This window comes from Streptomyces sp. Ru73 (assembly GCF_002920575.1).
Taxonomy (GTDB): Bacteria; Actinomycetota; Actinomycetes; order Streptomycetales; family Streptomycetaceae; genus Streptomyces.
The window spans coordinates 1-11539 of sequence record NZ_PQSQ01000153.1 but is presented as its reverse complement, the minus strand read 5'-3'; the positions used below and the strand labels follow the sequence as shown (position 1 = coordinate 11539).

General features: G+C 71.8%; 11 protein-coding genes and 1 tRNA gene. 2 read left to right on the top strand and 10 right to left on the bottom strand.

The features are described 5' to 3' along the window. From C3486_RS34990 to C3486_RS34960, 7 genes are all read right to left on the bottom strand, one after another. Positions 1-372: ATP-binding cassette domain-containing protein (locus C3486_RS34990; RefSeq protein WP_374936961.1), on the bottom strand; the 372-nt coding region annotated here is incomplete at its 3' end. Further along, a complete protein-coding gene (locus C3486_RS34985) occupies positions 365-1294 on the bottom strand; it encodes an ABC transporter permease (RefSeq protein ID WP_103836897.1) in 930 nt (309 codons plus the stop codon). The genes C3486_RS34985 and C3486_RS34990, both read right to left, overlap by 8 nt. A gap of 84 nt (positions 1295-1378) precedes the next feature. Continuing rightward, positions 1379-2251 carry a glycosyltransferase family 2 protein gene (locus tag C3486_RS34980; protein ID WP_103836896.1) on the bottom strand — a complete coding sequence of 291 codons (873 nt, stop codon included), beginning with the start codon at positions 2249-2251 and terminating at the stop codon, positions 1379-1381. Positions 2252-2271: 20 nt separating this feature from the next. After that, the gene (locus C3486_RS34975; protein ID WP_103836899.1) at positions 2272-3051 is read right to left on the bottom strand and encodes a CDP-alcohol phosphatidyltransferase family protein; all 780 of its coding nucleotides are present in this window, start codon (positions 3049-3051) and stop codon (positions 2272-2274) included. After that, positions 3029-4093, bottom strand: a complete 1065-nt coding sequence (locus C3486_RS34970) for an iron-containing alcohol dehydrogenase family protein (protein ID WP_103836895.1) — start codon at positions 4091-4093, stop codon at positions 3029-3031. The genes C3486_RS34975 and C3486_RS34970 overlap by 23 nt, the downstream gene beginning before the upstream one ends. After that, positions 4081-4818 carry a sugar phosphate nucleotidyltransferase gene (locus C3486_RS34965; protein WP_103836894.1) on the bottom strand — a complete coding sequence of 246 codons (738 nt, stop codon included), beginning with the start codon at positions 4816-4818 and terminating at the stop codon, positions 4081-4083. Before C3486_RS34965 ends, C3486_RS34970 begins: the two co-directional genes overlap by 13 nt. Continuing rightward, a complete protein-coding gene (locus tag C3486_RS34960; protein WP_103836893.1) occupies positions 4815-6599 on the bottom strand; it encodes a DUF5941 domain-containing protein in 1785 nt (594 codons plus the stop codon). The genes C3486_RS34965 and C3486_RS34960 overlap by 4 nt, the downstream gene beginning before the upstream one ends. 258 nt (positions 6600-6857) lie before the next feature. Between C3486_RS34960 and galE the strand changes: the two genes are divergently transcribed. Continuing rightward, a complete protein-coding gene (galE, locus tag C3486_RS34955; protein ID WP_103836892.1) occupies positions 6858-7868 on the top strand; it encodes a UDP-glucose 4-epimerase GalE in 1011 nt (336 codons plus the stop codon). A 305-nt stretch (positions 7869-8173) separates the two neighbouring features. Next, the gene (gene idi / locus C3486_RS34950; RefSeq protein ID WP_103836898.1) at positions 8174-8785 is read left to right on the top strand and encodes an isopentenyl-diphosphate Delta-isomerase; all 612 of its coding nucleotides are present in this window, start codon (positions 8174-8176) and stop codon (positions 8783-8785) included. On the opposite strand, the gene C3486_RS34945 is transcribed toward idi, so the two are convergent. The 3 genes from C3486_RS34945 to C3486_RS34935 form a co-directional block, all read right to left on the bottom strand. Further along, on the bottom strand, positions 8760-9257 hold the full coding sequence (locus tag C3486_RS34945) for an ATP-binding protein (protein WP_103836891.1): 498 nt from the start codon (positions 9255-9257) through the stop codon (positions 8760-8762). The two genes, idi and C3486_RS34945, sit on opposite strands and share 26 nt — an antisense overlap. 265 nt (positions 9258-9522) lie before the next feature. Then, positions 9523-9596 (bottom strand) — tRNA-Met (locus tag C3486_RS34940). Positions 9597-9829: 233 nt separating this feature from the next. Continuing rightward, complete coding sequence (locus C3486_RS34935; protein WP_103836890.1) at positions 9830-11482, bottom strand: ABC-F family ATP-binding cassette domain-containing protein; 1653 nt, start codon at positions 11480-11482, stop codon at positions 9830-9832. Positions 11483-11539 lie beyond the last annotated feature (57 nt).

The window sequence follows — 11539 nt, the reverse complement described above, 5'->3', positions numbered from 1 at the left end:
GGCGTTCACGCCCAGCAGCGAGGGCTGGCCGTGGGTGTAGACATGGCCCCGCTCGGCCGGCAGCAGCCCCGCCACCGCCTTGAGCAGCGTGGACTTGCCCGAGCCGTTGGTGCCGATCAGCCCGATGGACTCGCCCCGGTAGGCGGTGAAGGTCACGCCCTTGACCGCGTGCACCTCCCGCACCCCGGTCGAGGGCTTGCGGCGGATGATGCGGTTCAGCGCGGCGGTGGCGCTGCCCCGGCCCGCACCCGAGCCGTAGACCCGGTACACGATGTGCAGATCATCGGCGATGACGGTGGGGATGCGCTCCTCCCCGGCCGCGGCCTGTTCCACCGCCGGCTGCTCCAAACTGGTGCTCTGCTGCTCAGCCACGGCCGTACCGCTCCTCCGCCTTCCAGAAGTACACGAAGCCCACGACCCCCATCACGACCGCCCAGCCCAGCGCCAGCGCCCACACGTGGGGCGGCAGCTTGGCCGCGGTGAAGGAGTCGATCAGCGCGAAGCGCACCAGGTCGATGTAGACCGCGGCCGGATTCACGTTCAGCAGGAAGTGCACGAAGTCGGGCACGTGCTTGCTCTTCAGGATGTGGTCGATGCTGTACATCACGCCGGACGCGTACATCCACGTCCGCAGGATGAACGGCATCAGCTGCGCCAGGTCCGGCGTCTTGCTGCCGAGCCGCGCCATGATCATGGCCAGCCCGGTGTTGAAGACGAACTGCAGGCACAGCGCGGGAATGGCCAGCAGCCACGACCAGCCGGGCACCTGGCGGAATCCCAGCAGGATGACGACCAGCACGCCCATGGAGAACAGCAGCTGCTTGAGCTGCATCAGGCAGAACGAGATCGGCAGACAGGCACGCGGGAAGTGCAGCGCCCGCACCAGGCCGAGGTTCCCGGAGATCGCCCGCGTCCCCGCCAGCACCGAGCTCTGCGTGAAGGTGAAGATGAAGACACCCGTCACCAGGAACGGCACGAAGTCCGGCACGCCGCGGCTGGTGCCGAGCAGCAGGCCGAAGATCAGGTAGTAGACCAGCGCGTTCAGCAGCGGGGTGGCCACCTGCCACAGCTGGCCCAGCTTGGCCTGGCTGTACTGGGCGGTCAGCTTCGCGCTGGAGAACGCCGAGATGAAGTGGCGCCGCTGCCACAGCTGCCGGACGTACGCCGGCAGGCTCGGCCGGGCGCCGCTCTGCGTCAGCCCGTACTTCCGGGCCAGCTGCGCCGGCGTGAGTCCGCTCTCCGGACTCCGCGGGCCGTTCACCGCGACCGCACTGTCGTGCCTGGTCTCGCTCACAGTCTTGACACTCTCGTCCTCAAGGGGCGCTCCCCGGGGTGGGTACCCGGGTACGCGCCGGATGCTGCTCTCGTCCCGAGCTTGTCAGATCACCGGGGGACGGCCCAGCCGGGTCAGTCGCCACACGGTACGCCACTTCATGGGACGCCTGGGGCCGCACGGCTTCGCCCAGCCCTCCTTGAAGCCGCCCAGCCAGGCCCGCAGGGCCTGGCCCGAGGGGCGCCGGGCCAGGGTGAGGAGCAGCCAGACCCCGAGGTAGACGGGGACCAGCAGGGCCGGGAGGTTGCGCCGCGCCAGCCACACCCGGTTGCGCGCGACCATCCGGTGGTAGACCGCGTGTCGGCTGGGAGCCGTCGTCGGGTGCAGCAGGACCATGTCGGCGCGGTAGTCGATCATCCAGCCCGCGTCCAGGGCGCGCCACGCGAGGTCGGTCTCCTCGTGCGCGTAGAAGAAGTCGTCGGGCAGCCCGCCGACCTCGTCGAAGACCTTCGTGCGGACCGCGTTCGCACCGCCGAGGAAGGTCGTCACGCGAGAGGAGCGCATCGGGTCGGACGCGCGCAGCCGCGGTACGTGGCGGCGCTGGGTCTCCCCGGTGTCCGGGTCCGCGATGCGGAAGCTGATGATGCCGAGCTCCGGGTCGCGGGCGAACGCCTCGCGGCACAGCTCGGCCGTGTCCACGTTGGCGAGCAGGCCGTCGTCGTCCAGGAACAGCAGGATGTCCACGTCACTGCCGCCGGGCCCGAACGCCTCGATGCCGACGTTGCGCCCGCCCGGGATGCCCAGGTTCTCGGGCAGCTCGACGGTGCGCACGCCCTCGGGGACGTCCGGCACGGGCGAGCCGTTGCCGACGACCACCACCTCGACCGGGTCGCCGTCCTGCTTGGCGACCGAGTCCAGCAGGGCGCGCAGCTCCTGCGGGCGGTTGCCCATGGTGATGATGACCGCGCCGACCTTCATCGCCGACCTCCCTGCCGTACTCACTTGAGCCTGCTCGAAGCCAGGATGGACACCAGGTGCAGCAGGGTCTGGACGAGCGCGATGCCGGCCAGGACCGCGACGCCGAGCCGCGAGAAGAACAGGTCTCCCCGGATCTGGTCCAGGATCGCCAGGACCAGGATCAGCAGGGACGCCTCGATGCCCAGGATGAGCCGGTGGAACTTCAGCGCGGCGGCGGCCTTGCGGGCCAGCGCCATGCCGGAGGAGCGCGGCTCGGACGCCGCCTCCTTGACCGGCGGCTTCCCGGCCTGGTGCCGGGCGACGCCGACGAGGTCGGTCTCCGCCTTGATCAGGATCGCGCCGACGGCCGCGAGGGTGCCGAGGAAGGCCCACAGCCAGTCGATCCGGCCCGTGCCCCACAGGTCGGCGGCGCGCAGGCCGAAGCCGACCAGTACGGCGGCGTCGGTCAGGTAGGCGCCGACCCGGTCCAGGTACACGCCGCCGAGCGAGTACTGCTCACGCCAGCGGGCGATCTCGCCGTCGACGCAGTCGAGCAGCAAGTAGAGCTGGACCGCGACGACGCCGAGGACGGCGCCCGGGATCCCCGGCACCAGGAGTGCCGGGGCCGCGAGCACGCCGAAGACGGTCATCAGGTAGGTCAGCTGGTTGGGCGTGATCCTGGTGTTCACCAGGTAACGGTCGCAGCGCAGCGAGATCTCTCGCATGTACAGGCGGCCCGCCCAGTGCTCACCGCTGCGGCGGTCCTTCACCCCTGCGGGGTGAACGACGGGCCGGAGTTCAGCTACCGATGGCCTTGGCATAGTCGGCGTATGCGTCCTTGATCTGCTCGGAGTTCAGGTTGAGGTGTTCGAGGATCGTGTAGCGCCCGGGGCGCGTCTGCGGGGCGTACTCCACGACCTGGACGAACTCGTCCACGGAGAAACCGATCTCCTGCGGCAGCACGGGCAGCCCGTGCCGGCGCAGGACCTCCGCCATGTACGCGGACTCTTCGTGCGCCCCGCGGAGGTGCATCGCGAAGGCCGCGCCCAGGCCGCACTGCTCGCCGTGGCTGGCAGCGCGCTTGGGGAAGAGCAGGTCGAACGCGTGGTTGATCTCGTGACAGGCGCCGGACGCCGGCCGGGAGTCGCCGGACACGGACATCGCGATGCCGGTGAGGACCAGGCCCTCGGCCAGCACCTGCAGGAAGCCGTCGTCGCCGACGCCGCCGGGGTGACGCAGTACGGCCTCGCCGGCCTGGCGCGCCATGGCCGCCGCGAGCCCGTCGATGTCCTCGCCGCGCTCGCGCGCCGCCAGCTCCCAGTCGCGGATCGCGGAGATGTTGGACAGCGCGTCGCCGATGCCGGAGCGGACGAAGCGGACCGGGGCCTCACGGATCACATCGAGGTCGATGACCACGGCTATCGGGTTCGGCACGCCGTACGAGCCGCGGCCCGCGTCGTTGTCGAGGGTCGCGACGGGCGAGCAGAGGCCGTCGTGCGACAGGTTCGTCGCGACGGCGACCAGCGGCAGGCCCACGCGTGCCGCGGCGAACTTGGCGCAGTCGATGATCTTGCCGCCGCCGAGGCCCACGACCGCGTCGTAGCGCCCCTTCTTCTTCATGGCGTCGGCGAGGTTGATGGCGTCGTCGAGCGTGCCGCCCCCCACCTCGAACCACTCGGCGCTGGGCAGCGCCGGCGCGAGCCGCTCACGCAGCACCGCGCCGGAGCCGCCGCTGATGGCGATGGCGAGCTTGCCCGACGACGAGATCCGCTGGTCGGCGAGGACACCGGCCAGGTCGTCGAGCGCCCCCGGCCGGATGTCGACGACGACTGGCGAGGGAATGAGCCTCGTCAGTACTGGCATGCGATCTCACGGCCCTTCGCGAGGTCGTCGTGGTTGTCGATCTCGACCCACTTGACGTCGCCGATGGGCGCCACGTCGACCTTGAAGCCGCGGTTGACCAGCTCCTGGTAGCCGTCCTCGTAGTACAGCTGGGGGTCACGCTCGTAGGTGGCCTTCAGCGCGTCGGCCAGCTCGTCGGCGGCCTCGCCCTCGATGAGGGTGACGCCGATGTACTCGCCGGTGGCCTCCGCCGGGTCCATCAGCTTCGTGATCTTCTGGACGCCCTTGTCGGGGTCCACGACGACCTTCATCTCCTCGTCGGCCAGCTGCTTGACCGTGTCCAGCGCGAGGATGATCTTCTGGCCGTTGCCGCGCGCGGCGAGCAGCGTCTTCTCGACGGAGACCGGGTGCACGGTGTCACCGTTGGCGAGGATCACGTCGTGCTTGATCGCGTCCCGGCCGCACCACAGGGAGTAGGCGTTGTTCCACTCCTCGGCCTTGTCGTTGTCGATCAGCGTGAGCTTGAGGCCGTACTTCGCCTCGAGGGCCTCCTTGCGCTCGTACACGGCCTCCTTCTTGTAGCCGACGATGATCCCGACCTCGGTCAGGCCGATCTCCGCGAAGTTGCCGAGGGTGAGGTCGAGGATGGTGGTGTCACCGTCGACCGGCACCAGGGCCTTGGGCAGAGTGTCGGTGTAGGGACGCAGACGCCGTCCGGCGCCGGCCGCCAGCACGAGGCCGATCATGCGGGTTCTCCTTCGTCGTGTACGGCGGGTGCATGGGAGGACACCCAGAAGCGGATGCTCTCGGTGAGCACCAGCAGCGCCAGGGCCCCCGCGAGGACCGTGAGCGCGATTGTGAAACCTGAGGTGGGCAGTGCGGCCGCGGCGAGCGTGACCACGAGGGCGCGGCCCTCGTGCCCGCCGGTCGCCCGCACCAGAGCGCGCGGGGGCGCGCCGCTGCCGCCGCGGATGCGGTACACCGTGTCGTAGTGATGGTAGGCGACCGCGGCCACCAGCCCGAATGCCGCCGGCAACGCTCCGTTCACCTCGGAACGGGCCGCAATCACCAGAATCGCGACGTATTCGCCGGCCCGGAAGAAGGGCGGCACGAGCCAGTCGAGTGCGCCCTTGAGGGGGCGGGCGACGGCGATGCCGGAGAGCAGGGCGTAGACCAGCGCGGCGACGCAGACCCACGGGCTGCCCCAGCCGGCGAAGGCGGCGGTGGCGATCATCACAGCGGCGCCGACGGCGGCGATCGCGGGGGCCGCGAAGCCGGGGAGCGTGCGGGCCGCGCCCTTGAAGGCGGCGGCGAAGCCCTCCGCGAGCGGGCCGGAGTCGGCGAGGTCGGCGAGCGCCTGCGCGGCCCGGTCGGTGCGGCGGGCCCTGCGGGTCAGCGAGCGCAGCACGCGGCCCGCCGTGGTGTAGCAGGCGGCCAGCGCGCAGCCGATGAGCAGGACCCAGAAGACGATACGGGGCGTGGTGCAGGCGGTGAGGACCGCGATCAGGGCCCAGCGCTCGCCGATGGGCAGCACGATCATGCGGCGGGCCCAGACCGTCCAGCCGACGCTGTCGAGCTTGTCGGAGAGGGCGGCGGTGGGGCTCGTATTGGCCGTGGCGTCGTGGTTCGCCTCGTTGAAGGAGAAGTCCACCACGTGCCGGACCGTCTGCAGCACCATCGCGCCGAGCGCGAGGGCCCATACGTCGTCGCCGCCGCGGGCGGCGCCGAGCGCCAGCCCCGCGTAGTACGCGTACTCCTTCGCCCGGTCGAACGTCGCGTCCAGCCAGGCGCCCAGCGTCGAGTACTGCAGGGAGTAGCGGGCGAGCTGCCCGTCGGTGCAGTCCAGGACGAAGGAGAAGAGGAGGAGCAGGCCCGCGGCGATGAAGCCGCCGCGCGTCCCGGTGGCCGCGCAGCCCGCCGCGATCAGTGCGGTGAGCAGGGACGCGGTGGTCACCTGGTTCGGGGTGAGGCCGCGCCGGGCGCACCAGCGGGCGATGTAGCGCGAGTACGGGCTGATGCAGAAGGTGGTGAAGAAGCCGTCCCGGGACTTGACGGCGGTGCGCAGCCGGACGGCCTCGTCGTCGACGGCGCTCACGGCGGCCCGCGCCTCGTGACGCTGCTGTGCGCCGGAGGGTACGGAGGCGACCAGCGTCCCGAGCTCGGGGCGGTGCACCGCTACGCCCTCGGCGTCCAGCGCGGCGGCGACGGCGTCCGGGAGCGCGTCGGCGGCGTCCGCCGTGGCGAGCGCGCGGGTGAGCGCGGCGCGCGCCTCGGGCTGCGCGGTCAGCGCGCCGGTGACGGCGGCGGCCGGGAAGCGGGGGTCGGTCAGGGCCAGCCGCAGGCTGTGCAGGTGGCCGACGAACCGGGGGTCGACCAGCGCCACTCGCCGGCCTGCGGGCACCTCGGCCAGCAGCCGGGCCGTCTCAGCGGCGTCGGCCGCGCTGCGGACGTCGAAGCCCAGCTCGCGCAGGTCGCCTTCGAGCGACGACCCGGCGACCGGCGCACCGGTGAGGATTGCGGTCGACAGACGAATTCACTCCCTGAATGCTGGCAAGGCCACGCCGGCCGGTCCGCATTCGGTACGAACTACCCGGGCAGCAGTCGTGGCACACCTCGGGCCCCGGAGGGGTCGGTGGCACGTCGGCAGAGGTTATCGGATCGCCGGATGCGGCCGTTCACCACGCATTCACCGCCCGGTGGCCGAGCGGCGGTGGCGTCTGCCGCGGATCATCATGGTGGATCTTGCCGTCGATGAACAACTGCGGCGCTGGTTAGGGTGCCGGTTATGACATGGCTGATCACAGGTGGGACGGGTTATATCGGCGCGCATGTGGCGAGGGCCATGGTGGCGGCGGGCGAGAAGGCCGTGGTGCTCGACGACGTCTCCAGTGGCTACCCCGAGCGGCTGCCCGCCGGGGTCCCGCTGGTGCGCGCTTCGGTACAGGACCGTGACGTGGTGGACGCCACGCTCGCGGAGCACGGCGTGACCGGCGTCATCCACCTCGCCGCGAAGAAGCAGGTCGGTGAGTCGGTGGAGCAGCCACTGGCGTACTACAGGGAGAACGTGCACGGGCTGACCGTGCTGCTGGAGGCGGTGGCGGCGGCCGGCGTGCGGCGCTTCGTCCTCTCCTCCTCGGCCGCGGTGTACGGCACCCCGGACGTGGACCTGGTCACGGAGGACACCCCGTGCGCCCCGGTGAACCCGTACGGCGAGACCAAGCTCGCGGGCGAGTGGCTGGTGCGCGCGGCGGGCCGGGCGCACGGCATCTCGACCGCCTGCCTGCGCTACTTCAACGTGGCGGGCGCCGCGGCCCCCGAGCTGGCGGACGTCGGCGTCTTCAACATCATTCCGATGATGTTCGAAAAGGTCACGGCGGGTGAGCCGCCGCGGATCTTCGGCGCCGACTACGACACCCCCGACGGCACCTGCGTGCGCGACTACGTGCACGTCGAGGACCTCGCCGACGCGCACCTCGCCGCGGCCCGGCGGCTCGCGGCCCAGGACGCTCCCGGCGACCTCACGCTCAACATCGGCACCGGCCAGGGCGTCTCCGTACGGGAGATGGCCGACCTGGTCCTCGGCGTCAGCGGCCGCGGTGACCTGGCGCCGGTCGTCGAGGAGCGGCGGGCCGGCGATCCGGCGCGGGTGGTCGCCTCGTGCGAGCGGGCGGCCGCGGAGCTGGGCTGGCGCGCCCGGCACGGCATCGACGCGATGGTGACCTCGGCGTGGGAGGGCTGGTGCCGGCACCACCCCGAGGCGCGTGCGACGGCAGCGGACGGCACGCAGCCGGTCTGACGGCCGGTCCGAGACCGCGCGCGGACGGACGGAGGCCGCGCGCGGACGGACCGAGACTGTGTGCGGCCGGTTCGAGGCTGCTTGTCGACGGTCCGAGACGGCGTGCGGCCGGTCCGAGGGCGCTTGCGGACGGTTCAAGACGGTGCGCGGCCGGATACCGACGGCGTGCGGAGAGCGCGAGACGGCGCACGTTTGCCGCCGCGCGCCGCCTGTTCTGCCACGCCGCACACGGGACGCCGCTCTGCCACTGATACGGGGGCTACTAGGGCAGACTGAACATTGAGGACCGACCACGAAGGATGGGCATGCCGATCACACCTGCCAACGGACAGACCGCCGCGACCACGGCGGTGACCACGCCGGACACGGCTGCGGAGCAGATCATGCTGGAGCTGGTGGACGAGGACGGCAGAACGATCGGTACGGCGGAGAAGCTCGCCGCCCATCAGTCCCCCGGGCAGCTGCACCGCGCGTTCTCCGTCTTCCTCTTCGACGAGCAGGGCCGGCTGCTGCTGCAGCGCCGGGCGCTGGGGAAGTACCACTCCCCCGGCGTGTGGTCGAACACCGCCTGCGGCCATCCGTACCCGGGTGAGAAGCCCTTCGCGGCCGCGGCCCGGCGCACCGCCGAGGAGCTGGGCATCGCCCCGTCGCTCCTCGGCGAGGCCGGCACGGTGCGCTACAACCACCCGGACCCGGAGTCCGGGCTGGTCGAGCAGGAGTACAACCACCTCTTCGTCGGCCTGGTCCGGGACACCCCGGAGCCGGACCCGGAGGAGGTCGGCGAGTACGCCTTCGTGACGCCGGACGAGCTGGCCAAGCGCCACTCCGAGGCGCCGTTCTCGGTGTGGTTCATGACCGTCCTGGACGCGGCGCGTCCGGCGATCCGTGAGCTCACAGGGTCGACTGCGGGCTGGTAGGCGCGGGCACCTGGGCGAGCGGCAGTTCGGCCCATACGACCTTGCCGCCGCTCGCCGTGTGCTCCACGCCGCATTTCCCGCCGGCCTCCGAGGTGATCATCTTGATCAGCCAGAGGCCGCGGCCGCCGAGGTCCTCCTCGTCGGCCTCCATCGCCTTGGGGCGGTACGGGTGGTTGTCCTCGACGGCGACCCGCACCCAGTCCGCGCCGACCGCCAGCTCGACGGCGATCTGCGGGGAGAGCAGGGCTGCGTGCTGCACCGCGTTGGTGACCAGTTCGGAAGTGATCAGCAGCAGACCGTCCACGACGTGCGGGCCCGCCGGCACGCGCTGGTCGCCGAGCAGATCCCGTACCGCGTGCCGCGCCTGTGGCACCGAGGACTCCAGTGCCGGAGCGGTGAACCTCCAGACACCTTCGTACGCGAGCGGGGCCGTCAGCTCCTCAGGAGGTTCGGCTGGGGGTCCGGAAGGCATCCTCACCCTTCGAGTGTTGGGAATGCCGCCGTCCGGACTGGGCTGCTGACAAAAAGTCAGCACTTATCGACAGCTTCTGAACGCTTTTCTGCGCGTCGATCATTCGGGAGATCGGCTCTGACCCCTTTGTTCTTGTTTGAAGAACTGCCAGGAAGAGACGCGTTTCGCCCGCTTCGCCCGGAGCACCGCCCGCCGGCCTCCGTCGCGGCAACGCCAGAGGCCCCTTCCCGGAGGAAGGGGCCTCTGATGCGCACTGTTGCGCCAGTAGCGGGGACAGGATTTGAACCTGCGACCTCTGGGTTATGAGCCCAGCGAGCTACCGAACTGCTCCACCCCGCGTCGGTGAACACCACCTTACGGGTTACGTGCGACAGGGCCAAATCCATTACCGGCCGCCGGGTGGCGGCTTCCGGGCCGGTGCGGGCTTGCGGGCGCCGTGCGGGCTTCCGGCCGGCGCGGGCTCGCGGGCGCGGTGCGGGCTGTGGCGGCTTCCGGGCGGTGCGGGCTTGCGGGCGCGGTGGCGGAGGGGCGGCGCGGTCGGCGGCCGTCCGCCGGCGCACGGCCCGGCGCGGTCAGCGTTCCGTGACCCGGCCGTCCGCCACCTCGATCCGCCGGGTCGTCTCCACCGCCTCCAGCAGCCTGCGGTCGTGGCTGACCAGCAGCAGCGTGCCCCGGTACGACGCGAGCGCGGACTCCAGCTGCTCGATCGCTGGCAGGTCGAGGTGGTTGGTCGGCTCGTCCAGGACGAGGAGGTTCACCCCGCGGCCCTGCAGCAGCGCGAGCGCCGCCCGGGTCCGCTCCCCCGGCGAGAGCGTGCCCACCGGGCGCAGCACGTGCCCGGCCTTCAGCCCGAACTTCGCCAGCAGCGTCCGTACGTCCGCCGGCGCCATCTCGGGTACGGACCGGCGGAACGCCTCCAGGAGCGGTTCGCCGGCCGCTTCCGGGTGCTGGAAGAGCTGGCCGCGGGCCTGCTCGATCTCGCCGACGACCACGCCGGGGCCGAGGTACGCGTCGCCCTCGTCCAGCGGCAGCCGGCCGAGCAGCGCGCCGAGGAGGGTGGACTTGCCGGCGCCGTTCGGGCCGGTGATCGCTACCCGGTCGGCCCAGTCGATCTGCAGGTCGACCGGGCCGAAGCGGAAGTCCCCGCGGTCCACGCGCGCACCGCGCAGCGTGCCGACCACGGCGCCGGAGCGCGGCGCGGCGGCGATCTCCATCCGCAGCTCCCACTCCTTGCGCGGCTCCTCGACGACCTCCAGCCGCTCGATCATGCGCACCGTCTGCTTGGCCTTAGCGGCCTGCTTCTCGGTGGCCTCCACCCGGCCCTTGCGGCCGATCTTGTCGTTGTCGGGGGCCTTGCGGCGGGCGTTCTTGACGCCCTTCTCCATCCAGTTGCGCTGGAGGTGGGCGCGCGCCTCCAGGGACGCCTTGGTCTCGGCGTACTCCTCGTACTCCTCGCGCGCGTGCCGCCGGGCCCGCTCGCGCTCCTCCAGGTACGCGGTGTATCCGCCGCCGTAGAGGTTCACCTGCTGCTGCGCGAGGTCCAGCTCGACGACCCGGTCGACGGTCCGGGTCAGGAACTCGCGGTCGTGGCTGACCAGTACGGTCCCGGCCCGCAGCCCGGTCACGAACCGCTCCAGCCGCTCCAGCCCGTCCAGGTCCAGGTCGTTGGTCGGCTCGTCGAGCAGGAAGACGTCGTACCGGGAGAGGAGCAGGGAGGCGAGCGAGGCGCGGGCCGCCTGGCCGCCGGAGAGCGAGGTCATGGGCTGGTCCAGGCCGACCGCCAGGCCGAGCTGGGCCGCGGTCTCCTCGGCCCGCTCGTCCAGGTCGGCGGCGCCGAGCGCGAGCCAGCGCTCCAGGGCGACGGCGTACGCGTCGTCGGCGCCCGGCTTCTCCTCGACCAGCGCCTGCGTGGCCTCGTCCAGCGCCGCCTGCGCCTCGGTGACGCCGGTACGCCGGGCGAGGAAGTCCCGGACGGACTCCCCCGCACGCCGCTCGGGCTCCTGCGGCAGATGGCCGACGGTGGCGGTGGCCGGGCTCAGCCGCACCTCGCCCTCCTGCGGCACGTCCAGCCCGGCGAACAGCCGCAGCAACGTGGACTTGCCGGCGCCGTTGGCCCCGACCAGCCCGATCACCTCCCCCGGCGCGACGACGAGGTCCAGCCCGGAGAAGAGCGTGCGCTCTCCATGCCCGGCGGCGAGCTTCTTGGCGACGAGGGTGGCAGACATAAGACCGCCGATCGTATCCGCGGGAAGCGAAGCGGGCGCGCGAATTTGGGGTGGGGC